Source organism: Enterobacter sp. ECC-175, assembly GCF_043968675.1.
Classification (GTDB): Bacteria; Pseudomonadota; Gammaproteobacteria; order Enterobacterales; family Enterobacteriaceae; genus Enterobacter.
In genome coordinates this window covers 1,916,107-1,942,008 of the sequence record NZ_CP143776.1, presented here as the reverse complement: position 1 = coordinate 1,942,008, position 25,902 = coordinate 1,916,107, and the positions used below count along the sequence as shown (strand labels likewise).

Genomic DNA, 25,902 nt, shown 5'->3' with positions numbered 1-25,902 from the left:
ATAGCGAAGTTGAGTGGAAAAGTCACCGGAAATAGATGCGCGTGGCATTTGTCGGCCGGCGACTTCGTCTTGCCCGACCTACAAGGCAGGTTTATGAATGACAGATAGCAAAAAGGCGCCTTTAGGGCGCCTTTTTACATTGGTGGGTCGTGCAGGATGACTCGCTTCGCTCGCCCTTCGGGCCGTCGCCGCAAACGGCTCCGGTGCCTCACTGCGTTCGGCTCGAACCTGCTGCAGGTTCGAATCGTCAATATTGCAGAAAGCAAAAAGGCGCCTTTAGGGCGCCTTTTTACATTGGTGGGTCGTGCAGGATTCGAACCTGCGACCAATTGATTAAAAGTCAACTGCTCTACCAACTGAGCTAACGACCCCTTGCGGGATTTCTCTTCGAAGTGGTGGGTCGTGCAGGATTCGAACCTGCGACCAATTGATTAAAAGTCAACTGCTCTACCAACTGAGCTAACGACCCATTCGGGTGCTGACTTCGAAGATTTTTACTCGGTTCCACTTTTTAAAGTGGTGGGTCGTGCAGGATTCGAACCTGCGACCAATTGATTAAAAGTCAACTGCTCTACCAACTGAGCTAACGACCCGAGTGGTGGGTGATGACGGGCTCGAACCGCCGACCCCCTCCGTGTAAAGGAGATGCTCTACCAACTGAGCTAATCACCCACTCTGTACTGCCGGAACTGCTTTAAGCGGTGGGTCGTGAGGATGACTCGGCTTCGCCTCGCCCTACGGCGCCGTTGCTTACGCAACGTTATCCTTCACGTTAAACTATCGCTATCCACCTAACGATTGGTGGGTCGTGCAGGATTCGAACCTGCGACCAATTGATTAAAAGTCAACTGCTCTACCAACTGAGCTAACGACCCACTTTTGCGCTGCATTCACGTTGTTTGATATCCCGTGGCAACGGCGGCATATATTACTGGTTTAAGAATTCTGCGCAACAAAAATTTCGATGAAGATCACTTAACTGCTTACGATTCATGCGGCACGACCAGAAATAACACGATTTCTGGTCATGCGATAATCATCCCATCGAAGCCAGACGTTTTTGCGCCTGTTTGGCACCTTCGGTGCCAGGGAATTTTGCAACCACCTGCTGATAGACCGCTTTCGCTTTCGCCGTGTCACCTTTGTCCTGCATGATCACGCCGACCTTAAACATCGCGTCAGGTGCTTTTGGCGATTTTGGGTAATTTTTCACCACTGAGGCAAAATAAAACGCCGCATCGTCTTTTTTACCCTTGTTGTAATTCAACTGACCGAGCCAATAATTCGCATTGGGCTGGTAGGTGGAATCAGGGTACTTCTTAACGAAGCTCTGAAACGCAGCGATAGCATCGTCCTGACGCGATTTGTCCTGCACCAGGGCAATGGCCGCGTTGTAGTCCGTATTTGCGTCACCGCTCTGCACAGGCGCGCCTGTCGATGCTGAAGCATCCGCTGCCGGAGCAGGGGCTGCTGCACCGCTCTGATCGCCTGCCGCTGGCTGGGCCGCAGCACCGCCGCTGCTCAGGCTATCCATCTGCAGCAAAATTTGCTTCTGACGTTCCACAACCTGATTGAGCTGATACTGACTTTCCTGGATCTGACCGCGGAGAGAATCAATATCGTTTTGGTTATCGGAAAGCTGCTGCTGGAGTTGAGTTAAAAGCTGACTGTGAGCGTTAGAAATACGCTCGAGTTGAGTGACCCGGTCTTCTACCGAGCCTGAGCCGACACTACTGATTGGTGCCTGAGCAAAAGCGGCCCAGGGGGCCGCTATTCCAACCAGTAACGACAGACTCAACAGATGATGTCTGAAGTTACTGCTCATGCCATTCTCTTAGTAAACCAGTACGGCACGACGGTTTTTGGAGTATGCCGCTTCGTCGTGACCCAGTACTGCAGGTTTTTCTTTACCGTAAGAAACGATGGAGATCTGATCAGCAGAAACGCCTTTACCCTGCAGGTACATTTTAACGGCGTTAGCACGACGTTCACCCAGGGAGATGTTGTACTCTGGGGTACCACGTTCGTCCGCGTGACCTTCTACGGTGACTTTGTAAGACGGGTTGCTACGCAGGAAGTTAGCGTGAGCATCCAGCATCGCAGCGAAGTCAGAACGGATGTCGTATTTATCCAGATCGAAGTAAACGATGTTGTTCTGCTGCAGCTGCTGCATCTGAAGACGCGCTTGCTCTTCAGAAGACATGTTGCCATTGCCGTTAGCGTCCATACCGGTGCCGGCACCCATCATGCCTTCGCCGCTCTGGTCATTGCTTGCGTTCTTGTTAGAAGAACACGCTGCGATTGCCATTACAGGCAGAGCGATCATCAGCCCCTTCAGCACTTTGTTCAGTTGCATTTCTAAGATTCCTTTAGTAATCAATTAATTATTATTACAGATACGGCGACCAGGCAGGTGATTTTACCTGTCCATCAGTTGCCGGAAGACGCGCTTTGAAACGCCCATCTGTAGAAACCAGATTCAGCACGGATCCCATCCCCTGAGAAGAGCTGTAGATTACCATAGTGCCGTTAGGTGCCAGACTTGGCGTTTCATCCAGGAACGTTGACGAAAGCACTTGCACGCCACCCGTTACCAGATCTTGTTTGGCAATGTGCTGCTGACCACCCGCAGAACTTACCATGACCATTGTTTTACCGTCGCTGCTTACGTCAGCATCCTGGTTTTGAGAACCTTCCCAGGTAATACGCTGCGGTGCACCGCCGTTAATATTAACTTTATAAACCTGCGGACGACCCGCCTGGTCAGAAGTGAACGCCAGGTTCTGGCTGTCCGGGAACCAGGTTGGTTCAGTGTTGTTGCTGCGACCATCCGTTACCTGACGAATCTGACCTGAGCCAATATCCATCACGTACAGGTTCAGGCTACCGGTTTTTGACAGGGCGAACGCCAGTTTAGAACCGTCCGGAGAGAACGCAGGCGCACCGTTGTGACGCGGGAACGAGGCAACCTGACGAACGGCACCGTTAGACAGCGTCTGGATAACCAGCGCGGAACGGCCGCTTTCGAAGGTCACGTAAGCCAGTTTGGAACCGTCCGGAGACCACGCCGGAGACATCAGCGGCTGCGGTGAACGGTGCACGGTGAACTGGTTGTAACCATCGTAGTCAGAAACGCGCAGCTCATACGGGAACTGGCCGCCGTTGGTCTGAACTACGTATGCGATACGGGTGCGGAATGCACCTTTGATACCGGTCAGCTTTTCAAACACTTCGTCACTCGCGGTGTGCCCCGCATAGCGCAGCCACTGCTTGTTCACTTTGTAGGTGTTCTGAGCCAATACGGTGCCTGGCGCCCCGCCGGTATCCACCAGCTGATATGCCACGTTGTAGCCGCCGTCTGGCGCAGGCGTTACCTGCCCTACCACAACCGCATCAATACCCAGCGCGGACCACGCGGCAGGCTGAACTTCCTGCGCGGTACCCGGCTGCTGCGGCAGACGAGAACGATCTAACGGGTTGAATTTCCCGCTGTTGCGCAGGTCAGCCGCAACAATACCCCCGATATCTTCAGGCGCGGCACCAGGGCCTGCCCACTTGAACGGAACGACACCGATTGGGCGTGCCGAATCCACCCCTTGGGTGATTTCGATACGTACTTCTGCATGCAGCACAGCTGCCCACAGCATTAAGAAACTAAATGCTACACGTAATGCCTGCTTCATCATATCTCCCTTATCTGGGTAACCTTACCCACGATAATTTAGCAGAATGTTAACAAACTCAAATAGACAAAACTACCAGAACCCTTTGACTCTGCCTGGTCAACGTTTCCCCACTTTGCAGGAAAGACGATGACTTAAGGTTTGAAGTCCAGCGGTGCATTTTTAAAGACTTCATACACGGCCTGAGACGGTGGTTTAGGCATCTTTGCCTGCCGTGCCGCAGCCAGTGCTGCGGTACACAGGGCCGGATCGCCGCCTTCAGACTTAATATCAAGCAGCATGCCGTCCGGAGCCAGTTTTATCCGCAGCGTACACGTTTTACCAGCATAGGACGATGCGTCATAAAATCGGCTTTCAATGGCAGATTTTATCTGTGAAGCATAGCCGTTGATTTCAGCCCCTGAAGCACCGTTACTCTTAGTGTTACCGCTTCCGGCCGGCGCTGCGTTGTTTCCTTTCGCGCCACCGCCCGTTTTCGGTGCATTCTTACCTGAACTGAGATCGCCCAGAAGATCGTCTACACCGGCAGCAGCAGCGGCTTTTTCAGCAGCGGCGGCCTTTTTAGCAGCAGCTTTATCCGCGGCAGCCTTTTTGTCTGCAGCGGCTTTTTCTGCAGCAGCTTTTTTGTCCGCTGCGGCTTTTTCTGCAGCAGCTTTGGCAGCTGCCGCTTTTTCAGCGGCGGCCTTCTCGGCAGCAGCCGCTTTCTTCGCCGCTTCCGCGGCAGCCTTCTTCTCGGCTTCCTGCGCGGCCTTTTTCGCCGCCTCGGCTTCCGCTTTTTTCTGTGCATCAGCAGCGGCTTTTTTGGCAGCTTCCGCTTCGGCTTTTTTCTGCGCATCGGCAGCGGCTTTCTTCGCGGCTTCTGCTTCAGCTTTCTTCGCTGCGTCTGCAGCCAGTTTAGCCTGGGCGTCCGCTTTGGCTTTGGCATCTGCCGCCGCTTTTGCTGCCGCCTCTTCCGCCTGCTTCTGCTGTTCCTGCGCCTGTTTCGCTGCGGCTTCAGCCTGTTTCTGCTGTTCCGCCTGCTCTTTCGCCGCCTCCTGCGCCTGCAAACGTTCTTTTTCCAGCTGCTTCAGACGCTCTTGCTCTGCGGCCTGCTTTTCACGCAGTTCCTCAGCCTGCTGCTGCGCCTGTTTCTCACGCTGCTCTTCAGCCCGTTTTGAACTCGCCTGCTGCTGTTGCTGGCGGTTATAGTTCTGAACGACTGCACCGGGATCCACCATAACGGCATCGATGGAGGAACCTCCCCCACCGCCCGCGGATGCATCAATGTGCTCGTCGAACGAACTCCAGATCAGCGCCGCAAAAAGAATCACGTGCAGCACGGCGGAGACGATTAACGCTCGCTTAAGCTTGTCGTTCTGTTCGGTTGCCTTTGACACTATCGGTTCCCAAAAACTACGCAGATGATCAAATAGGCTGAGTCATTAAGCCAACCGACTTAACGCCCGCGCTATGTAGCAAATTCAGCGCTTTAATAATTTCATCATAAGGCACATCTTTCGCGCCTCCGATGAGGAAGACCGTCTTCGGATTTGACTCCAGGCGACGTTGCGCTTCAGCAATCACCTGCTCCGGCGGCAGCTGATCCATACGATCTTTCTCTACCACCACGCTGTACTGTCCTATGCCGGAAACCTCAATGATGACCGGAGGATCGTCATTGGTGCTTACCGCCTGTGATTCTGTCGCGTCCGGCAGATCAACTTCCACGCTCTGGGTGATGATGGGTGCTGTCGCCATAAAGATCAGCAGCAGTACCAGCAGCACGTCCAGCAGTGGAACAATGTTGATTTCGGACTTGAGCTCGCGACGACCTCGTCCACGCGATCTGGCCATGGTTTACCCCTTGTTGCTCTCGGTGCTGGTAAACGCCTGACGGTGCAGAATCGCGGTGAACTCTTCCATAAAGTTGTCGTAATTCAGTTCCAGTTTATTCACGCGCTGGTTCAGGCGGTTATAGGCCATCACCGCAGGAATAGCGGCAAACAGACCAATCGCGGTGGCGATCAACGCTTCCGCGATACCCGGCGCAACCATCTGCAGCGTTGCCTGCTTCACCGCGCCTAAGGCGATAAAGGCGTGCATGATCCCCCACACCGTACCAAACAGGCCGATATACGGACTGATGGAACCCACGGTGCCAAGGAAAGGAATATGGGTTTCAAGGGTTTCCAGCTCACGATTCATCGAAATACGCATCGCACGCGATGCCCCTTCAACGACCGCTTCCGGCGCATGGTTGTTCGCACGGTGAAGACGAGCAAACTCCTTGAATCCGCTGTAGAAAATCTGTTCGGAGCCGGAAAGGTTATCACGGCGCCCCTGGCTTTCCTGATACAGACGAGAAAGTTCGATACCCGACCAGAACTTATCTTCGAACGCTTCGGCTTCACGGCCTGCAGCGTTGAGGATGCGCGTTCTCTGGATAATGATGGCCCAGGATGCGATTGAAAAACCAATCAAAATCAACATGATAAGTTTAACCAGAAGGCTTGCCTTCAGGAACAAATCAAGGATATTCATGTCAGTCACTGCTTAAACTCCGCGACAATAGACTTAGGAAGCGCACGAGGCTTCATTATGGTTGGATCAACACAGACAATCAGTACTTCAGCTGAGTTCAGTACCGTGTTCTCTGCGTTGACTATCCGCTGCGTGAAAACCAGCGAGGTTCCGCGCATTGATGTAATTTCTGTTTGGACTTCGAGCATATCGTCGAGTCTGGCGGGCGCAAAATACTCAAGCGTCATTTTGCGTACCACGAAGGCAACTCGCTCAGCCAACAGTACCTGCTGACTAAAGTGGTGATGTCGCAGCATCTCTGTGCGTGCCCGTTCATAAAAAGCAACGTAGCTGGCGTGGTAGACCACACCACCGGCGTCGGTGTCTTCATAGTAGACACGTACCGGCCATCGAAACAGCGTTGTATTCACTTTACATCCCAGTAATGCAACAAAAGAGAGAGCTTTTAAACTTCGCTACTATACGCGCGGGAATGATGGTTTGGAATGGGGGAAAGTAAACGGAGAGTAAATTTTTATGGGCTCGGGTAAGCCCATAGGATTAACGGACATTTCTTATTCAGAAGAAAAAGAATATCAGCCCTGCAAGAAGTACCAGATCGGCAATCAGGGGCGAGAAAATCCCCTGCCAGTGCAGTGCCTTCGGACGAAAGCCCACGCCGTGAATGACGCCAGCACAAACCGCCCACATAATGAGAAATCCGTGCCAGATTTCAAGCTCGCTGGTCTTTGCCGCGAAGCGCGACGGGTCCCAAAAGATACAACCTGCTAACAGAAGCGCCATGATTAAAGAAAGCGCCCGTAGCGGGCGCTTGTCCATGACACGGTAAAGTGTCGCAATGATATTCATCAGTGCTTTTCTTCACCTGCTTTGGTCGCTTCAACGTGCTCAAGCGCCAGGGCGGTAATGATGCCAAATGCACAGGCAAGAAGCGTCCCCAAAATCCATGCGAAGTACCACATATTTAGCTCCTTACTTAGTACAGAGAGTGGGTGTTGCTTTCAATGTCTTCTTTCGTGATACGACCGAACATTTTCCAGTAACACCAGGCGGTGTACAGCAGGATAATCGGTACGAACACGCAAGCAACATACGTCATCAGGTTCAGCGTCAGCTGGCTGGAGGTTGCATCCCACATGGTCAGGCTAGCGTTCATCATGGTGCTGGACGGCATCACGAATGGGAACATCGCAATACCCGCAGTCAGGATGATGCATGCCAGGGTCAGTGAAGAGAACACGAACGCCAGCGCGCCTTTTTCCAGACGCGAGGTCAGCACGGTCAGCAGCGGCAGCAGTACGCCCAGAGCCGGGATAGCCCACAGCGCAGGGGTATTGTTAAAGTTCACCAGCCATGCTCCCGCCTGACGCGCGACTTCTTTGGTCAGCGGGTTAGACGGTGCAGCATGATTGATAGCAGAGGTCACCACGTAGCCATCAATACCGTACATCACCCAAACGCCGCCCAGTGCGAAGCAGACCAGCGTCACCAGTGCAGCAACCTGCGCGGTTGCGCGGGAGCGCAGGTGCAGTTCGCCCACGGTACGCATTTGCAGGTAGGTCGCACCCTGAGTGATGATCATCGCCACGCTCACCACGCCCGCCAGCAGGCCAAACGGGTTCAGCAGCTGGAAGAAGTTACCGGTGTAATAAAGACGCATGTACTCATCAACGTTGAACGGCACGCCCTGCAGCAGGTTACCGAACGCCACGCCAATCACCAGCGGTGGTACGAAGCTACCGATGAAGATGCCCCAGTCCCACATGTTGCGCCAGCGGGTGTCTTCAATCTTGGAGCGGTAGTCAAAGCCCACCGGACGGAAGAATAAAGACGCCAGCACCAGAATCATCGCCACGTAGAAACCGGAAAACGCAGCCGCGTAGACCATCGGCCAGGCCGCGAAAAGCGCGCCGCCTGCGGTGATCAGCCACACCTGGTTACCGTCCCAGTGCGGGGCGATGGAGTTAATCATGATTCGACGCTCGGTGTCATTACGACCGAGGAAACGGGTGAGCATGCCCACCCCCATGTCGAAACCGTCTGTGACCGCAAAACCGATCAGCAGGACACCGATCAGCAGCCACCAGATAAAACGCAATACTTCATAATCGATCATTTGATGACTCCTGTCTTAGCGTGCCGGCTGAGTAGTCGCAGTAGACTGCTCGTAGTGGTAGCGACCGGTTTTCAGGCTGCTTGGGCCAAGGCGCGCGAACTTGAACATCAGGAACAGTTCAGCCACCAGGAACAGGGTGTACAGACCACAGATCAGCAGCATAGAGAAGATCAGATCGCCTGCCGTCAGGGAGGAGTTCGCTACCGCGGTTGGCAGCACCTCACCAATTGCCCACGGTTGACGTCCGTATTCCGCCACAAACCAGCCGGACTCGATAGCAATCCACGGCAGCGGAATACCGTACAGCGCGGTGCGCAGCAGCCATTTCTTCTCGCCGATACGGTTACGAATGACGGACCAGAAGGAGGCAGCAATAATCAGCAGCATAATGATGCCGCAGCCAACCATGATGCGGAACGCAAAGTACAGCGGCGCCACGCGCGGAATGGAGTCTTTGGTAGCCATCTGAATCTGCGCTTCCGTTGCGTCAGAGACGTTCGGGGTATAGCGTTTCAGCAGCAGACCGTAGCCCAGGTCTTTCTTCACGTCGTTGAATTGATCGCGAATGCCCTGATCGGTGGAACCCGCACGCAGCTGCTCAAGCAGCGAGTACGCTTTCATACCGTTACGGATACGCTCTTCGTGCTGAACCATCAGCTCTTTCAGACCCGTAACCTGCTTATCAACAGAACGCGTCGCGATGATGCCCAGCGCGTAAGGGATCTGAATCGCAAAGCGGTTTTCCTGCGCATCCTGGTCCGGAACGCCGAACAGGGTGAACGCAGCCGGAGCCGGTTGGGTCTCCCACTCTGCTTCAATCGCGGCCAGCTTGGTTTTCTGAACGTCGCCCATTTCGTAACCGGATTCATCACCCAGAACAATAACAGAGAGAATCGCGGCCATACCGAAGCTTGCGGCAATGGCGAAAGAACGTTTAGCGAAGGCGAAGTCACGACCGCGCAGCATGTAGTAGGAACTGATGCCCAGAACGAACATCGCGCCGCAGACATAGCCAGATGCCACGGTGTGAACGAATTTAACCTGTGCAACCGGGTTCAGCACCAGCTCGGCAAAGCTGACCATCTCCATACGCATGGTTTCGAAGTTGAAATCAGAGGCGATGGGGTTCTGCATCCAGCCGTTTGCCACCAGAATCCACAGCGCGGACAGGTTAGAGCCTAATGCGACCAGCCAGGTTACCGCCATATGCTGGACTTTGCCCAGACGGTCCCAGCCGAAGAAGAACAGACCTACAAAGGTGGATTCGAGGAAGAAGGCCATCAGACCTTCAATGGCCAGCGGCGCACCGAAGATATCCCCCACGTAATGGGAATAGTAAGACCAGTTAGTCCCGAACTGGAACTCCATGGTCAAACCGGTTGCCACACCCAGCGCAAAGTTGATACCAAACAACTTGCCCCAGAACTTGGTCATATCTTTATAAATCTGTTTGCCTGAGAGGACGTACACCGTTTCCATGATGGCCAGCAGGAACGCCATACCCAGCGTCAGCGGCACAAACAGGAAGTGGTACATCGCGGTCAAGGCAAACTGTAAGCGCGACAGTTCGACTACGTCTAACATTATGACTCCTTGCTCATCGCATGAAGACTCCGAGAGTGAACCCCGTTACAGAGATCCACACGCATGCCCCAATACAAATTATTCGCATCCTTATCGCCGTATTTAGCCTGAGGGAGGATAAAAACAATCACGACAGGTTACAAATAGGTTAATAAAAAACTCAAATTGATCCCGTAAATATAATACGCTGCAAAACCCTTACAATAAACAGGTTTTTATTGAATCACATTTACGTTTTTCGACGGTGATCAATTTATAGCAAAATTGCCACTTTTCGGCCATTTTGATCGGGAACAATTTAGCGCTTTTCATCACCTTTTTCCAAGGATTAAACTTTGATTTAAATCAAAAACAAACCCCTGTGTTAACCATGTTTAATTGAGGTGAGAATGGTAAAAACCATGTTAATAATATGTTCATGTCCGGGTGCGTTTGGTTATGGAAGACAAAAAAAAATATAAACAGAAGTGATTTTAATTAACGCGAGGGGAAACAGCTTTGCAATGCAGGGTCAACAATAAAGCATAGTTCAGCCAGATTATTTTTCCATAAGCTCTCTGCCCCTTAGAAATTACATTCAATTTACCTTCACAACCCCAAAAATTAACACACCTCGGTAACTATTGCGTCAAAAAGGCCGCTCACGCTGCGGCCTTTTTCAGCAGTGTTTTCAAACGATAAGAATGCTAAAGGTACGTGACTGCCCCGGCCGGAAAATCCCGATGATGCCCTCTTCTTTACCCTGCTCTAACAACCGTTCATTCATGTCCGTTTCGCAGCACCGCTTCACGTTCAGATTCACGGATAACGTTGCGTCTGATGGGGTAGACGAGGACGGGTTGAACAGACGAAGTATAAGTTCATCACGATCTTCAGCCTTTTTGAGGGTACTGAGCACACAGCCCGTTGGCGAAAGCGCCAATAAGCTGTAACTTTCCGGCGTGGTAAACGATGATCGGTTCAGCTTCATTGCGTCCCAGGGGATCTTGTTATAACACTGCACGGGCGTTAGCCACGATTTGGCCTGCTGCGCGACCCCCGCGTTTTCCGGCGTACCGCTAAAGCTGAAGAGACTAAAACGACAGCGTAACGAACCATGCACCTGAGAGTCAGGTACGGGCATTTTAATTCCTGACGGTCTGCCTGGACGCAACAGCAAATCTTCTTTGCCGAGTAGCCCCACGCCACGTAGCAAGGTTACGGCAAATGCTTTTTTATCCTCACCTACCACTTCAAATTCGCGCAGTCCCTCGGTAAACAGCGCCAGCCCGTTTCGTTTTTCCTGCAGAACGGCATAGTTGAGCAAATTCCAGACGGGAACGGGCGCTTCTTTCCAGCCCTCCTGCTGCCAGTCTTGCATTGCAGCATCCTGCACCGGGCGAGTGAGGGTGCCAAACTGTGTATCCGCTAACACGTCCTGGGTCGTAAATGGCGTGGGGATCAGCACGCGAACGCGGTGGTCGTCAGCCTGATTATCCAGACAAACCGCCACGTCAATACGTCTGCTGTTGCGGCTAAGCGTGATTTCAAACTCAGCGCTGAGAGAACCTTTCCGCTGACGCGCCGCACGTTCGGCCAGATTAGCCGGAACAGCGAGACGATGGCGGATTACCGCCCTGCTCTGCCAGCCTTCATGCGTTACCTCAACCTGATGCTCGCCCTGGGCTGAAGTGAGTCTCCACTCTTCCCGGGAAGGTGAGTAGTCATACTCATCGCCATCATCCGAACTCTCTTCGATTTCCAGTACGCGGTCATAAATAAGCCCGGTTTCTTTATCGCGCAGGCGCAGCGTACCGTCGTCGTTTAAATCAATTTGCCAGAAGGCATTTTCGAGTAAGGATGTTGTGTTTTTCACCGGTGCGCATTGCTTCCCGGCAACGTTGGGTTCGATAAATAGCGTACAGTAGCCCATCGACGGCAGGATCTGACTGAGCTGAATGTCAAACTCCATAAATGGTTCGTAATTGCCGTAATGAACGATCTGCCGATCAATAAGGCCAGGATCAAGTTCGCGCGCGCCGCGAATAAAATAGGGGATCTCGTTGCCTTTATCATCCCGCAGACGGAACTGGCTGGCGCGCAGTCGAATCGTGGTGTTCATCACCTCTTCACGCGGCCAGGGCATCAGGTTGAACATCACCAGCTTATCAGCATCGCTTTGCGGCATGTTGTCGACAATCTTGCGCATGTAGAAACGCACCAGGTTGTCTGCCATGTCTTCAGCCAGTGCGAAGCGGGAGACAATCTCACGATGCACCTTATCGCTGCAGCAGCAGCCGATGCTGTCGTGAGCGTGGTTTTTGAGGATCTCTTTCCACATTTTCTCCAGCAGACCGTGGTGATAATCGAAGCCCAGCGTCCAGGCCAGCGTCGCCAGCGGCTCAAGAATATTGACAATTTTATTCTCAATACGCGCATGGGCGATTTTAATATCCATGCGCGTGGAGCCGATTGTCCGATGGACGCGCATGTATTTCCCGTCGATGAACTCCCCTTTTAAGGTCGCCAGTTCATCGCGGTGCGCGTCGATGTGGTCAAACACCTCTTCAAAACGGCTCATCACAAACTGACGCTGGGGATAGATTTCACGAAGCTTGTCCATCACCGCGAAAATGTTCTGCTGCAGCGGCATTTGATCGTGGCCGTTGGGCAGCAAGATCTCTTGGGTTACAGAGGCGCGTTCCAGAACCTCGAAGTAGCTGTCGAGCCGTTTTCTCAGCCCCGCTTCGTCCTCCGGTAAGTACTTACCAATCGCGTAGCCCAGCGGTAGGACCTGCGCCGTCACTTCGCTGCCGTCCTGGCTCTGCCAGAGAAATTCCGTTTTATCGGTTCCGTGTCGTTCCGAGCAGCCGCGCCAGAACATCGTACGGGTAATGCCAAACCCGTTATAGATATGCGGAAGCTGGCCGGACATACCAAACGAATCCGGCAGATAGCCAATCTTCATCGGCTCGCCGAACGCCATGCAGTCACGCATACCGTACATAAGGTTGCGAACGATCGACTCCCCGCTAACGATGGTGGTATCGGTCTGGGTATACCATGGGCCGATAATCAGTTTGCCCCGCTCAACAAGCGCCTTCACCCGCTCGCGGTTTTCAGGCACGACGGCAAAATAATCCTCCAGCACCGCCGTCTGCCCATCAAGGACGTAATATTTATACTCTTCGTCCTGCTCCAGGCGGGTCAGGATCTCTTCCATATTATTGACCAGAAGAATACGCGACTCTTCGGTGGTGAAGTACCACTCACGGTCCCAGTGCATATGCGGCGTGATATGAACGCGAGATACAGCTTTCATCTTCATTTCCTGTGTGAGTTTACGGTAAGGCGTCTTCAGTGACGTACGTGCCTTTTTTTACCGCCTGACGTCGCCAGAGCAGCAGAACAAACGTGGAAATAGCAGCCCCCAACAGCGCCGCGCCAAACCAGCCGGCCGCCGCAACCACCCCGCTCAGTCCAGCGTCGTGAAGTAAGAAGAGCGAGAAAATACCTGCCCCAGGGGTAGAGAGCCCGATCCCCATCGCGCCAACGATCGCGCCGGTTACCATGGAGCCGAGGACAAATGAGCCAATCACGCGGAGAGGATCTTCAATCGCCATCGGAATCGCCCCTTCGGTAATCCCCGCAAGCCCGAGCAGCCACGTCGATTTTCCGGTTTCAATTTCAAAGGGTTTAAACAGTCCCGGAGCCAGCATCGTTGACGCCGTCACGGTAAAGGCCGAGACCATTTTGACGGAGGCAAAGATGGCATAGGGACCGTAGACGCCGTTCGCCATTGCCCCCAAACAGAATGCATAAGAGGCTTTGTTGACCGGCCCGCCCAAATCGAATGAGCACATAAAGCCGAGGATCGCCCCCAGGAGCAGCGCATTCGCACCGGACAGACCATTAAGCCAGACGGTGAGCGTGTTATTAAGCCAGGCCACCGGTTCGCCGATCACAAACAGCATCAGGCTTCCCGCCCCCAGCACGCCAATGACCGGATAGAGGTAAAAAGTCAAAAAGCCGTTATAGCGGCTACTCAGGCGGATGTGATTTTTCACCCAGCGCATCAGGTAACCCGCGACCAGGCCGCCCACGATAGCCCCCAGAAAACCGGAGCCGATCATATTGGCAGCCAGTCCGGCCGCAAACCCCGGCGTCAGCGCGGGTTTATCCGCCAGCGAGTAAGCGGTATAGGCTGCCAGAACGGGCACCATCAGAATGCCGAGCATGCCGCCGCCAAGCTTGCGGTACATCCACAGCCACGAGTATTCCTGGTCAAACAAGTGCTGTAGACCCAGGATTTGCGCCAGCAATACCGACACGGCCAGCACCGTACCGCCGGCGACAATCAGCGGTACCGCAAAGGAGATCCCGCTAAGGAGTGCCTGTTTGAGCTCACTTTTTACGCCCTTTTTCGTTTCGGTATCGACGTACTCATGACCCGCATCGGATGAAGGCTGTAGCGCCAGCGCGCGCTCAATTAACGCTTCAGCATGGCGCAGAGGCTCCGCAACGGGGACGGAAACCGCGGGGATCCCCTGAAAACGCTCTCGCTCTTTAATCGCCACGTCTGCGGCAAAAATGCACGCATTCGCCTCCTTCAACTGCTGCGCAGTGATGCGCCCCTCAATGCCGTTGGCCCCCTGTTTTTCGACCACCACGTTGACGCCCAGCCTGCGCCCCGCTTTTTCGAGGTATTCCGCCGCCATATAGGTATGGGCAATCCCGGCCGGGCAGGCGGTAACGCAAACGATCGTCGGGGCATTCACCGCAACGGCGGCCTCTTGTGCTTCAGGGGTCGCTTCCAGGGCAGCAAGCACATCTTCCGCCGTGGTAGCTGCCATCACGCGCGCCCGGAGATCGTCATCCGCCAGGCGAGACGTCAGTTCCGTCAGCACCTGAATATGTGTCGAGCCCGCTTCAGCAGGAGGAATGGCGAGAAGAAAAATCAGCTCAACCTCTTCCGGTCCGTCCACGCCTTCCCACTCCAGCGGTTCGGACAGTGTTGCTACGGCGAAAGCCGCTTCTTTCACCACGGCTGATTTGCCGTGAGGGACCGCCAGCCCTTCGCCCAGCGCCGTCGGGCCAAGCGATTCCCGATGGAAAACTTCCGCCAGAAAAGCGTCGGAGTCAGCTATTTTGCCCAGCTTTACCAGCCGCGCCGTCAGCTGACGGATTGCCTCATCCCGGCAGGTAAACTGCGCCCGAACGCTAACAGCGCGCGGATCGGTCAGGTTCCTCAGGTTCATAGAGATCCTCACATCTCGATCGTTATTGTCTGGAGAGGAGTGTGGCAGAAGTAGTAATACATTTATGTGATCATTTTCACTAACAACAAAATTTGTATTCTAGTTGTATTATTTACAAATCATTAGTGGAATGCATAATTCTTTGAAAAGGTATTATTCAGGCACCCTAAAATGGCCAACAAACCGATGTACCGGCAGATTGCCGATGCGTTCCGCGAGAAAATCAACGCTGGAGAATTAAAACCCGGTGACGCGCTACCAACCGAGTCCTGCCTTCAGGAAACGTTCAACGTTAGCCGCGTCACCGTCCGGCAGGCTCTGAAACTGCTGGCTGATGAAGGGATCATCGAAAGTATTCAGGGCAGCGGATCGTATGTAAAAGAGGAACGCGTTAATTACGACATCTACCAGCTCACCGGCTTTTACGAAAAACTGGTTGACCGAAACGTCGATACGCACAGCGATGTCAAAACCTTTGAAGTGGTGAAAGCCGATACAAGGCTCGCGGCTATACTGGCTATTAATCCGGAAGATAAGGTCTGGCATATCAAGCGCGTACGCTTCATTAAGCAAAAGCCGGTAAATCTGGAAGAGACATGGATGCCGCTGGCAATGTTCCCTGACCTCACCTGGGGCGTGATGGAAAAGTCGAAATACCATTACGTTGAACAGATCAAAAAGATGGTTATCGATCGCAGCGAGCAGGAGCTGGTGCCGATCATGCCATCGGAAGAGGCGATCGCCGCGATGTCGCTCGATCCGGCTAAACCGATCCTGGAAAAAGTTTCTCGCGGTTACCTGAAGGACGGACGGGTGTTTGAATACAGCCGCAACGTGTTCAATACCGACGACTACAAGTTCACTCTCGTCGCCAGACGCAGGCAATAAAAAAGGCCGCTTTACAGCGGCCAACCATGTCGAAACGGACATTTTTATACTTCATCGCTCCCCGTTCGGGGAGCAGAGAGGACTTACTTAATGATGGATTTCAGTGCTTCGCCGATGTCCGCCAGGCTGCGTACGGTCTTCACGCCTGCGGCTTCCAGCGCTGCGAATTTCTCATCAGCCGTACCCTTACCGCCTGCGATGATCGCGCCAGCGTGGCCCATACGCTTGCCTTTCGGCGCGGTCACGCCCGCGATGTAGCCCACAACCGGCTTGGTCACGTGCTCTTTGATGTAGGCAGCGGCTTCTTCTTCCGCGCTTCCGCCGATCTCACCGATCATCACGATCGCTTCGGTCTGCGGATCTTCCTGGAACAGCTTCAGGATATCGATGAAGTTAGAGCCAGGGATCGGGTCACCGCCGATGCCCACGCAGGTGGACTGGCCGAAGCCGTAATCGGTGGTCTGCTTAACCGCTTCATAGGTCAGGGTACCAGAGCGGGAAACGATGCCCACTTTGCCCGGCTTGTGAATGTGGCCCGGCATGATGCCGATTTTGCACTCACCCGGGGTGATCACGCCCGGGCAGTTCGGGCCAATCATGCGCACGCCCGCTTCGTCCAGCTTGACCTTCACGGTCAGCATATCCAGCGTAGGGATACCTTCGGTGATGGTGATGATGAGCTTAATGCCCGCGTCAATCGCTTCCAGAATCGAGTCTTTGCAGAACGGAGCCGGAACGTAGATCACGGTCGCGGTTGCGCCGGTCGCTTCGACCGCTTCACGCACGGTGTTGAACACCGGCAGGCCCAGGTGCGTGGTGCCGCCTTTACCTGGCGTCACGCCGCCAACCATCTGCGTACCGTAGGCAATCGCCTGTTCGGAGTGGAAAGTCCCCTGGCTACCGGTGAAGCCCTGGCAGATAACCTTGGTATCTTTATTAATTAAAACGGACATTATTTCCCCTCCACTGCGGCAACAACCTGCTGAGCTGCATCCGTCAGACTTTTCGCTGCAATAATATTCAGGCCGCTGTCAGCCAGTTTTTTCGCGCCGAGTTCAGCGTTGTTCCCTTCCAGACGGACAACCACCGGCACATTCACGCCCACTTCTTCTACCGCGCCGATGATACCGTCGGCAATCAGGTCGCAGCGGACGATGCCGCCGAAGATGTTCACCAGAACGGCCTTCACGTTGTCGTCAGAGAGGATAATTTTGAACGCTTCGGTCACGCGCTCTTTGGTTGCGCCACCGCCCACGTCGAGGAAGTTTGCCGGTTCACCGCCGTGCAGCTTAACGATGTCCATGGTGCCCATTGCCAGGCCCGCGCCGTTAACCATGCAGCCGATGTTGCCGTCCAGCGCCACGTAGTTCAGCTCCCACTGTGCCGCCTGCGCTTCACGCGGATCTTCCTGAGACTGATCGCGCATTTCACGCAGATCCGCCTGGCGGAACAGCGCGTTGCCGTCAGCGCCCAGCTTGCCGTCGAGGCAGATCAGGTCGCCCTGGGTAGTGATAACCAGCGGGTTAATCTCGATCAGCGCCAGATCGCGCTCAAGGAAAATGGTCGCCAGGCCCATGAAAATCTTGGTGAACTGCTGCACCAGCTTGCCTTCCAGACCCAGCTTGAACGCCAGCTCGCGACCCTGGTAAGGCATTGGGCCCGCCAGCGGATCGATCGCCACTTTGTGGATCAGGTGCGGGGTTTCTTCCGCCACTTTCTCGATTTCCACACCGCCTTCGGTAGATGCCATGAACACCACGCGACGGGAGCTACGGTCAACAACCGCGCCCAGATACAGTTCTTTTGCGATGTCGGTCGCCGCTTCAACCAGGATCTGGTTTACCGGCTGGCCGTTCGCATCCGTTTGATACGTCACCAGGCGCTTGCCGAGCCAATGTTCAGCGAACGCGCGGATCTCTTCTTTGCTCTTAACAACCTTCACACCGCCCGCTTTACCGCGACCGCCAGCGTGAACCTGACATTTAACTACCCACGGGCCAGCGCCAATTTTAGAAGCGGCTTCTTCTGCTTCACGCGGAGTAGTACAGGCATAACCCACCGGCGCCGGTAAGCCATACCGGGCAAACAGCTGTTTGGCCTGATATTCATGTAAGTTCATGTGTTCTATCCATCCTTCAGGGTAATCGTTATCTTTAAACCTGCAGGCCGGCGCGGTCTGTGTGCCGGCCTGCAGGGCAGGTGACGCTAAAAAACTACTACACGTCCAGCAGCAGACGCGTTGGGTCTTCCAGCAGCTCTTTGATGGCCACCAGGAAGCCCACGGACTCGCGGCCGTCGATCAGACGGTGGTCGTAAGACAATGCCAGGTACATCATCGGCAGGATCTCCACTTTACCGTCTACCGCCATAGGACGATCTTTGATGGCATGCATGCCGAGGATCGCGCTCTGCGGCGGGTTGATGATTGGCGTAGACATCAGCGAACCGAACACGCCGCCGTTGGTAATGGTGAAGTTACCGCCGGTCAGATCGTCTACGGTCAGCTTGCCGTCGCGGCCTTTGACGGCCAGCTCTTTGATTTTCTTCTCGATATCCGCCATGCCCAGGGCATCAACGTCACGCAGAACCGGGGTCACCAGGCCGCGCGGCGTGGAAACGGCCATGCTCACGTCGAAGTAGTTGTGATACACCACGTCGTCGCCGTCGATAGAGGCGTTCACTTCCGGGTAGCGTTTCAGCGCTTCAACTACCGCCTTCACGTAGAAGGACATAAAGCCCAGACGGATACCGTGACGTTTTTCAAACGCGTCACCGTACTGCTTGCGCAGGTCCATGATGGGCTTCATGTTCACTTCGTTGAAGGTGGTCAGCATCGCGGTGGAGTTTTTCGCTTCCAGCAGACGCTCGGCCACGCGCTTGCGCAGGCGGGTCATCGGCACGCGTTTTTCGCTGCGGGCGCCCAGCGCAGGCTGCGCTGCCGGTGCGGCGGCTGGCGCTTTGGCTTCTGCTTTTGCGTCAGAAGGCCCTTTTGCCAGATGCTTGTCGATGTCTTCGCGGGTCAGACGGCCGCCGACGCCGGTGCCTTTGATGGCTGCCGGGTCAAGGCTGTGCTCGGCCAGCAGGCGACGGATCGCCGGGCTGAGCGCATCGTTAGTTTGCTCTTCCAGAGAGGCCTGCTGGCGCTGCGCCGGGGTAGAGGCTTTCTCTTCCGTTTTCGCGCTGGACTCTTTGCCCGCGCTGTTACCTTCACGCAGGCGACCGAGGATCTGGCGAGAGGTCACGGTGGTGCCTTCATCTTCCAGAACGGCATCCAGAACGCCATCCGCCGAAGCCGGTACTTCCAGTACCACTTTGTCAGTTTCGATTTCTACCAGCACTTCATCGCGCTTAACGCTATCGCCCGGTTTTTTGTGCCAGGTGGCGACGGTCGCATCTGCTACGGATTCAGGCAGGTCGGGAACAAGAATATCTACGCTACTCATTATGTATCCTTTAATTAATCGACGTTCAGCGCGTCATTGACCAGATCTTGTTGCTGCTTCTGGTGAACGGACATATACCCTACCGCCGGAGAGGCGGAGGCCGGGCGGCCTGCATAGCGCAGGGCGGACCCAAATGGAATCACTTCACGGAAATGATGCTGGCTGCAGTACCATGCGCCCTGGTTAAGCGGCTCTTCCTGGCACCAGACAAAATCATGCACGTGAGCATATTGTTTCAGCACGTCCTGCATCGCCTGATGCGGGAACGGATAAAGCTGTTCGATACGCACGATGGCGACATCTTTCTGGTCGTTCTTGCGGCGCTGTTCCAGCAGGTCGTAATAAACCTTACCAGAACACATTACGACACGCTTAACGCCTTTCGGATCCAGCTCGTCAACTTCGCCGATGGCCGGCAGGAAGGTGCCGTTGGCCAGTTCGTCGAGGCTGGAAACCGCCAGCGGGTGGCGCAGCAGGGACTTCGGCGACATGACTACCAGCGGACGGCGCATACCGCGCAGCGCCTGACGACGCAGCATGTGGTAGACCTGAGCCGGGGTAGACGGCACGCAGACCTGCATGTTCTGCTCGGCGCAGAGCTGCAGATAGCGTTCCAGACGCGCGGAGGAGTGCTCCGGCCCCTGCCCTTCGTAGCCGTGCGGCAGCAGCATCACCAGGCCACACATGCGGCCCCACTTCTGCTCGCCGGAGGAGATGAACTGGTCGATAACGACCTGCGCACCGTTGGCGAAGTCACCGAACTGCGCTTCCCAGATGGTCAGGGTGCGTGGTTCAGCGGTGGCGTAGCCGTATTCGAAGGCCAGTACCGCTTCTTCAGACAGTACGGAGTCCCAAACCTTGAACTGGCCCTGACCGTTATGCACATGCTGCAGCGGAGTGTAGGTTGAGCCGTTAGACTGGTTGTGAACCACCGCGTGACGGTGGAAGAACGTGCCGCGGCCCGCATCCTCACCGGACAGACGAACGGGAATACCTTCGTCAACCAGCGTCGCGTAGGCCAGCGTTTCCGCGCCGCCCCAGTCGAACAGTTTTTCACCGGCCGCCATGGCCTGGCGATCGCCGTAAATTTTGGCCACGCGAGACTGCATCTCGATCGCGTCCGGCACGGTGCTGATGCGCTTAGCCAGCTCCTGCAGGCGCTTCATCTCGACCTTGTTCGGGTAGCTCTCATCCCACTCGTGGTTGAGGTACGGCGACCAGGTAAAGGAGTGCATGTTCATCGGACGCAGCTCTTTCACGACGCATTCACCCGCGTCCAGCGCGTCGCGGTAGAGGTTGACCATCTCGGTCGCATCTTCCAGCGTCGCCACTTTTTCCGCTTCCAGCTTGTCAGCGTAGATTTTGCGCGGCGTCGGGTGCTTTTTGATTTTCTGGTACATCAGCGGCTGCGTTGCGCTTGGCTCGTCGGCTTCGTTGTGGCCGTGACGGCGGTAGCAGAACAGGTCGATCAGCACGTCGCGTTTAAAGGTGTTGCGGAAGTCCAGCGCCAGGCGGGTCACGAAGGCCACCGCTTCCGGGTCATCCGCATTCACGTGGAAGATTGGCGCCTGCACCATCTTGCCGATGTCGGTGCAGTACGGGGTAGAACGCGCGTCCAGCGGGTTAGAGGTGGTGAAGCCCACCTGGTTGTTGATCACGATGCGAACGGTACCGCCCACTTCGTAACCCCGCGCTTTCGACATGTTCAGGGTTTCCTGAACCACGCCCTGACCGGTAATCGCCGCATCGCCGTGAATGGTAATCGGCAGCACTTTGTTGCTGCTTGGCTCGTCCAGACGATCCAGACGCGCGCGCACGGAACCGATAACCACCGGGCTAACGATCTCAAGGTGAGACGGGTTAAACGCCAGCGCCAGGTGAACCTGCCCGCCTTCGGTTTCGATATCGGACGAGAAGCCCATGTGGTACTTCACGTCGCCGGTGCCGAGGTGTTCTTTGTGCTTGCCCGCGAACTCGTCGAACAGGTCCTGCGGCTTTTTACCCAGCACGTTGACCAGCACGTTCAGACGACCGCGGTGCGCCATGCCCAGCACCACTTCACGGGTGCCGCTCTTGCCGGCGTGACGAATTAACTCTTTGAGCATCGGGACTAACGCATCGCCGCCTTCCAGCGAGAAGCGTTTTGCGCCCGGGAACTTCGCGCCCAGATAGCGCTCAAGCCCTTCCGCTGCGGTCAGTTCGTTCAGGAAGCGTTTTTTCTCGTCTGCCGAGAAATTCGCGTGGCCCGCCACGGATTCGATTCGCTGTTGGATCCAGCGCTTCTCTTCGGTGGAGGTAATGTGCATATATTCCGCGCCGATGGAGCCGCAGTAGGTTTGCTTGAGCGCGTCAATCAGTTCGCCCAGCTTCATCGTGTCTTTGCCGATAGCAAATGAACCTACGTTAAAGCTTTCCTTGAAATCGGCCTCGGTGAGATCGTGATACGCCGGATCGAGATCGGCCACACGGTCTTGTTTCCACAGCCCCAGCGGATCGAGATTCGCATGCTGGTGACCGCGGAAGCGATAAGCGTTAATAAGCTGCAGGACTTTAACCTGCTTCGCATTGGTGTCAGGGTCGGAAATCGCAGAAGAGTAACGTGAGGCATCCTTCGCCAGACGACGGAAATAATCACGTGTTTTGGAATGGAATTGATCCGGTTTGACCCCTGTACCAGGCAACTGCTGGAACATGGAACGCCAGTTTGCGTCCACTGAGTCAGGATCGGTTAAGAAGTCTTCATAGAGCTGTTCTATCCAGCTCTGGTTCGACCCAGAGAGGTAAGAAGAGTCCAGCCAGGCTTTCATTGCGCCGTTCTGCATCGTGATCCCTTAAGCATTTATATGCTTACTTTCGCCGTAGAAACTACCACGCACACCGCGTGTACGTGCCGGGGTTCACCTGCGAGCTCTACTTGGCCCGCGAAGGAACCTTTAGAAACTGTCTTAGGGTTTCCCCTCACCCCGACCCTCTCCCACGGGGAGAGGGGGAAGGTCGTCGGCAGTTTTTAAAGATTTCCTGCTATCTGTTCCCTCTCCCTTTGGGAGAGGGTTAGGGTGAGGGGAACAGTGCTCCCCTCTCACTACTTATGCACTGCGCTGCAGCAGCATCGACTTAATGTGGCCGATGGCGCGCGTCGGGTTGAGCCCCTTAGGACACACACTGACGCAGTTCATGATGCTATGGCAGCGGAATACGCTGAAAGCGTCACTCAATCCCTCCAGACGGTTATCGGTTTCGGTATCGCGACTATCGATCAGGAAGCGATAGGCAGCCAGCAGGCCGGCCGGGCCGATAAACTTGTCCGGGTTCCACCAGAACGACGGGCACGACGTCGAGCAACATGCACAGAGAATGCACTCGTAAAGTCCATCGAGTTTTTCACGCTGCTCGGGAGACTGTAGGTGCTCGCGAGCGGGTGGATTTTGCCCATTATTCAATAAGTAAGGCTTAATCTTCTCATATTGTGCATAGAATTGCCCCATGTCTACCACCAAATCGCGAACGACCGGCAGGCCAGGCAGAGGACGAATAACGATTTTCTGACCCGCACGCTGCAGCGCCGAAATTGGCGTAATGCAGGCCAGGCCATTTTTGCCGTTCATGTTCACGCCGTCGGAGCCGCAAACCCCTTCACGGCAGGAACGACGGAACGACAGCGTAGGATCTTTTTCCTTCAGCTGCATGAGGGCGTCCAGCAGCATCATGTCGCGACCCTCTTCCGCTTCCAGGGTGTAATCCTGCATGCGCGGAGCGTCGTCTACATCCGGGTTATAACGATAAACTGAAAATTCGAGTTTCATTGTCCTGTCTCCGCATTAATAAGTACGAATCTTCGGCGGGAACGCCGGACGCAGTTTCGGTTCCATATTGACGCTACGACGCGTCATGGTTTCCGATTCTGGCAGGTACAGGGAATGGCACAGCCAGTTTTCGTCATCACGATCCGGGAAGTCGAAGCGGCTATGCGCGCCGCGGCTCTCGGTGCGGAAGTTTGCCGACATCGCGGTCGCGAACGCGGTTTCCATCAGGTTATCCAGCTCCAGGCACTCGACGCGCTGGGTGTTGAACTCGCTGGAGGTGTCGTCCAGACGGGCATTTTTCAGACGCTCGCGGATCGCCTTCAGCTGCTCAAGGCCTTTCGCCATCGCGTCGCCTTCGCGGAATACCGAGAAGTTGTGCTGCATGCATTCCTGCAGCGCTTTGCGAATTTCCACCGGATCTTCGCCGTTACGGTTGCCGTTCCAGCGGTTGAGGCGCTCAAGAGAGGCGTCAATTTCGTCATCGGTCGCATCACGCAGCGCGCCCTGCTCGGCAATGGATTCCTGCAGGTGCAGACCCACCGCGCGGCCAAACACCACCAGGTCCAGCAGGGAGTTGCCGCCCAGACGGTTAGCGCCGTGTACCGACACGCAGGCGATTTCGCCCACCGCAAACAGGCCAGGGATCACCACGTCTTCGCCCTGCGCGTTCACGGTCAGCGCCTGGCCGGTCACTTTGGTCGGAATACCGCCCATCATGTAGTGGCAGGTTGGGATAACTGGAATCGGCTCTTTCACCGGGTCAACGTGGGCAAAGGTGCGGGACAGCTCCAGAATGCCCGGCAGGCGGGATTCCAGCACCTCTTTACCCAGGTGGTCGAGCTTCAGCTTGGCGTGTGGACCCCATGGGCCGTCGCAGCCGCGGCCTTCGCGGATTTCGATCATGATGGAGCGCGCCACCACGTCACGGCCCGCCAGGTCTTTCGCATTCGGGGCATAACGCTCCATGAAGCGCTCGCCGTGTTTGTTCAGCAGGTAGCCACCTTCACCGCGGCAGCCCTCCGTGACCAGCACGCCCGCACCGGCGATGCCGGTTGGGTGGAACTGCCACATCTCCATATCCTGCACCGGTACGCCCGCGCGGATAGCCATACCGACGCCGTCACCGGTGTTGATGTGGGCGTTGGTGGTGGACTGATAGATACGGCCCGCGCCGCCGGTGGCCAGCACGGTTGCGCGCGCTTTAAAGTAAACCACTTCACCGGTTTCGATGCACAGCGCGGTACAGCCGACCACTGCGCCATCGGCGTTTTTCACCAGATCCAGCGCATACCACTCGGAGAAGATGGTGGTGTGGTTTTTCAGGTTCTGCTGATAGAGCGTGTGCAGCAGCGCGTGACCGGTACGGTCAGCCGCCGCCGCGGTGCGCGCCGCCTGCTCGCCGCCGAAGTCTTTCGACTGGCCGCCAAACGGACGCTGATAGATAGTACCGTTTTCCAGACGGGAGAACGGCAGGCCCATGTGGTCCAGCTCCAGAATCGCTTCCGGGCCGGTTTTACACATATATTCGATGGCATCCTGGTCGCCGATGTAGTCGGAACCTTTCACCGTGTCGTACATGTGCCATTCCCAGTTATCTTCATGGGTATTACCGAGCGCCACGGTGATACCACCCTGGGCGGATACGGTATGGGAACGGGTTGGGAAGACTTTAGAGAGCAGCGCACAGGTCTGGCCGCTCTGGGAAATTTGCAGCGCTGCGCGCATACCTGCGCCACCTGCGCCAATTACGACAGCATCAAATTCTCTGACTGGCAGTTTCATTACACACCCCACACCACAACGAATCCATAAATAACGTAAACCACCAGCGCAACGACAATCGCCAGCTGCAGAGGAAGGCGAATCGCCAAAGGTTTAACGTAATCGGTCAACACCTGCCACATGCCAATCCAGGCATGAATAAGGATGGAGAACAGCGCCAGCAGGGTGAACACCTTGGTGAAGGACGATCCGAAGAAACCGCTCCAGATCTCCCACGTCAGCGGGCCGCTGGTGGCGAAGAAACCGATCATATAGATGATGTAAAGCGTGAGGACGATGGCGGTAGCGCGGACCAGAATAAAGTCATGTACGCCGTTGCGTCCTAATGCGGAGGCGTTGCTTACCATACGAGAACTCCTGCGAGAAGTGAAAGCACGACAGTAATCACAAAGGAAATATTAGCGGAGCGTTTCCCGGCTTCGAATGTCTCTTCGAGATAGCCAAAGTCCATCAGCAGATGGCGAACGCCCACCACCACGTGGTACGCCAGCGCGGTGAGAATGCCCCACATGATGAATTTCACGAAGAAGCTGCTCATGATGGCCGAAGCCTGGAAGAATCCTTCCGGAGAAGAGAGGCTTGTTCCCAGCAACCACAGCAGAATGCCGACCGCCACAAACGTAATGACACCGGACACGCGGTGCAGAATGGACGCTATTGCTGTTACGGGGAACCGGATCGTTTTGAGATCCAGATTGACAGGTCTTTGTTTTTTCACATTTCTTATCATGAATAACGCCCACATGCTGTTCTTATTATTCCTTCCTCCGGTCTGCGTGCGGGTCAAGCAGCGTCCTTACTATAACTAAGCGTCATGATAAAACTCCCTTTCAGAAGCTACGACGA

General features: G+C 55.2%; 22 protein-coding genes, 5 tRNA genes and 1 other RNA gene. 1 reads left to right on the top strand and 27 read right to left on the bottom strand.

The annotated features are described in order from the left end of the window. Window positions 1–140: 140 nt before the first annotated feature. From V1599_RS09180 to mngA, 19 genes are all read right to left on the bottom strand, one after another. A non-coding RNA gene (locus V1599_RS09180) (RtT sRNA) lies at window positions 141–265 on the bottom strand. A 30-nt stretch (window positions 266–295) separates the two neighbouring features. Continuing rightward, window positions 296–371: transfer RNA gene (locus V1599_RS09175), tRNA-Lys, on the bottom strand. A gap of 22 nt (window positions 372–393) precedes the next feature. Then, window positions 394–469: transfer RNA gene (locus V1599_RS09170), tRNA-Lys, on the bottom strand. Between the two features lie 48 nt (window positions 470–517). Further along, window positions 518–593 (bottom strand) — tRNA-Lys (locus V1599_RS09165). Window positions 594–596: 3 nt separating this feature from the next. Further along, window positions 597–672 (bottom strand) — tRNA-Val (locus V1599_RS09160). 127 nt (window positions 673–799) lie between these two features. Further along, window positions 800–875 (bottom strand) — tRNA-Lys (locus tag V1599_RS09155). Between the two features lie 161 nt (window positions 876–1,036). Next, window positions 1,037–1,825 (bottom strand): cell division protein CpoB, encoded by a 789-nt coding sequence (cpoB, locus tag V1599_RS09150; protein ID WP_395301404.1) that lies wholly within the window; start codon window positions 1,823–1,825, stop codon window positions 1,037–1,039. A gap of 9 nt (window positions 1,826–1,834) precedes the next feature. Next, window positions 1,835–2,356, bottom strand: coding sequence for a peptidoglycan-associated lipoprotein Pal (pal, locus tag V1599_RS09145; RefSeq protein WP_003858578.1), 522 nt, complete (start codon window positions 2,354–2,356; stop codon window positions 1,835–1,837). Window positions 2,357–2,390: 34 nt separating this feature from the next. Next, window positions 2,391–3,683, bottom strand: coding sequence for a Tol-Pal system beta propeller repeat protein TolB (gene tolB, locus V1599_RS09140; RefSeq protein ID WP_395301403.1), 1,293 nt, complete (start codon window positions 3,681–3,683; stop codon window positions 2,391–2,393). Between the two features lie 134 nt (window positions 3,684–3,817). Next, window positions 3,818–5,059, bottom strand: a complete 1,242-nt coding sequence (tolA, locus tag V1599_RS09135) for a cell envelope integrity protein TolA (RefSeq protein ID WP_395301402.1) — start codon at window positions 5,057–5,059, stop codon at window positions 3,818–3,820. 28 nt (window positions 5,060–5,087) lie between these two features. Continuing rightward, window positions 5,088–5,516 (bottom strand): colicin uptake protein TolR, encoded by a 429-nt coding sequence (tolR, locus tag V1599_RS09130; RefSeq protein ID WP_112011462.1) that lies wholly within the window; start codon window positions 5,514–5,516, stop codon window positions 5,088–5,090. A gap of 3 nt (window positions 5,517–5,519) precedes the next feature. Continuing rightward, window positions 5,520–6,212: a Tol-Pal system protein TolQ gene (gene tolQ, locus V1599_RS09125; protein ID WP_089598919.1), complete on the bottom strand. Its 693-nt coding sequence runs from the start codon at window positions 6,210–6,212 to the stop codon at window positions 5,520–5,522. Then, a complete protein-coding gene (gene ybgC, locus V1599_RS09120; protein WP_003858593.1) occupies window positions 6,209–6,613 on the bottom strand; it encodes a tol-pal system-associated acyl-CoA thioesterase in 405 nt (134 codons plus the stop codon). Before ybgC ends, tolQ begins: the two co-directional genes overlap by 4 nt. A gap of 148 nt (window positions 6,614–6,761) precedes the next feature. Further along, a complete protein-coding gene (gene ybgE, locus V1599_RS09115; protein ID WP_112011463.1) occupies window positions 6,762–7,052 on the bottom strand; it encodes a cyd operon protein YbgE in 291 nt (96 codons plus the stop codon). Beyond that, window positions 7,052–7,165 (bottom strand): cytochrome bd-I oxidase subunit CydX, encoded by a 114-nt coding sequence (gene cydX, locus V1599_RS09110; RefSeq protein WP_112011464.1) that lies wholly within the window; start codon window positions 7,163–7,165, stop codon window positions 7,052–7,054. The genes ybgE and cydX overlap by 1 nt, the downstream gene beginning before the upstream one ends. Before the next feature lie 14 nt (window positions 7,166–7,179). After that, on the bottom strand, window positions 7,180–8,319 hold the full coding sequence (gene cydB / locus V1599_RS09105) for a cytochrome d ubiquinol oxidase subunit II (RefSeq protein WP_112011465.1): 1,140 nt from the start codon (window positions 8,317–8,319) through the stop codon (window positions 7,180–7,182). A gap of 15 nt (window positions 8,320–8,334) precedes the next feature. After that, on the bottom strand, window positions 8,335–9,903 hold the full coding sequence (gene cydA / locus V1599_RS09100; protein ID WP_112011466.1) for a cytochrome ubiquinol oxidase subunit I: 1,569 nt from the start codon (window positions 9,901–9,903) through the stop codon (window positions 8,335–8,337). 670 nt (window positions 9,904–10,573) lie between these two features. Further along, on the bottom strand, window positions 10,574–13,204 hold the full coding sequence (gene mngB, locus V1599_RS09095) for a mannosylglycerate hydrolase (protein WP_395301401.1): 2,631 nt from the start codon (window positions 13,202–13,204) through the stop codon (window positions 10,574–10,576). A 19-nt stretch (window positions 13,205–13,223) separates the two neighbouring features. Next, window positions 13,224–15,140, bottom strand: a complete 1,917-nt coding sequence (mngA, locus tag V1599_RS09090; RefSeq protein ID WP_297119125.1) for a PTS 2-O-a-mannosyl-D-glycerate transporter subunit IIABC — start codon at window positions 15,138–15,140, stop codon at window positions 13,224–13,226. A 171-nt stretch (window positions 15,141–15,311) separates the two neighbouring features. On the opposite strand from mngA, the gene V1599_RS09085 reads away from it, so the two are divergent. Beyond that, the gene (locus V1599_RS09085; RefSeq protein ID WP_395301400.1) at window positions 15,312–16,028 is read left to right on the top strand and encodes a GntR family transcriptional regulator; all 717 of its coding nucleotides are present in this window, start codon (window positions 15,312–15,314) and stop codon (window positions 16,026–16,028) included. An 83-nt stretch (window positions 16,029–16,111) separates the two neighbouring features. Here the strand turns inward: V1599_RS09085 and sucD are convergent, their stop codons facing one another. The 8 genes from sucD to sdhC form a co-directional block, all read right to left on the bottom strand. After that, window positions 16,112–16,981 (bottom strand): succinate--CoA ligase subunit alpha, encoded by an 870-nt coding sequence (gene sucD, locus V1599_RS09080; RefSeq protein ID WP_008501094.1) that lies wholly within the window; start codon window positions 16,979–16,981, stop codon window positions 16,112–16,114. After that, window positions 16,981–18,147, bottom strand: coding sequence for an ADP-forming succinate--CoA ligase subunit beta (sucC, locus tag V1599_RS09075; protein ID WP_112011470.1), 1,167 nt, complete (start codon window positions 18,145–18,147; stop codon window positions 16,981–16,983). The genes sucD and sucC overlap by 1 nt, the downstream gene beginning before the upstream one ends. A 97-nt stretch (window positions 18,148–18,244) precedes the next feature. Then, entirely contained in the window at window positions 18,245–19,471 is a 1,227-nt protein-coding gene (odhB, locus tag V1599_RS09070; RefSeq protein ID WP_112011471.1) for a 2-oxoglutarate dehydrogenase complex dihydrolipoyllysine-residue succinyltransferase, read from the bottom strand. A 14-nt stretch (window positions 19,472–19,485) separates the two neighbouring features. Beyond that, window positions 19,486–22,293, bottom strand: coding sequence for a 2-oxoglutarate dehydrogenase E1 component (gene sucA, locus V1599_RS09065; RefSeq protein WP_112011472.1), 2,808 nt, complete (start codon window positions 22,291–22,293; stop codon window positions 19,486–19,488). A 264-nt stretch (window positions 22,294–22,557) separates the two neighbouring features. Then, a complete protein-coding gene (locus V1599_RS09060) occupies window positions 22,558–23,274 on the bottom strand; it encodes a succinate dehydrogenase iron-sulfur subunit (protein ID WP_395301399.1) in 717 nt (238 codons plus the stop codon). 15 nt (window positions 23,275–23,289) lie between these two features. Further along, window positions 23,290–25,056 carry a succinate dehydrogenase flavoprotein subunit gene (gene sdhA, locus V1599_RS09055; RefSeq protein WP_395301398.1) on the bottom strand — a complete coding sequence of 589 codons (1,767 nt, stop codon included), beginning with the start codon at window positions 25,054–25,056 and terminating at the stop codon, window positions 23,290–23,292. Further along, entirely contained in the window at window positions 25,056–25,403 is a 348-nt protein-coding gene (gene sdhD, locus V1599_RS09050) for a succinate dehydrogenase membrane anchor subunit (protein ID WP_395301397.1), read from the bottom strand. The genes sdhA and sdhD overlap by 1 nt, the downstream gene beginning before the upstream one ends. Continuing rightward, complete coding sequence (sdhC, locus tag V1599_RS09045) at window positions 25,397–25,801, bottom strand: succinate dehydrogenase cytochrome b556 subunit (RefSeq protein WP_395301567.1); 405 nt, start codon at window positions 25,799–25,801, stop codon at window positions 25,397–25,399. The genes sdhD and sdhC overlap by 7 nt, the downstream gene beginning before the upstream one ends. Between the last annotated feature and the right edge of the window lie 101 nt (window positions 25,802–25,902).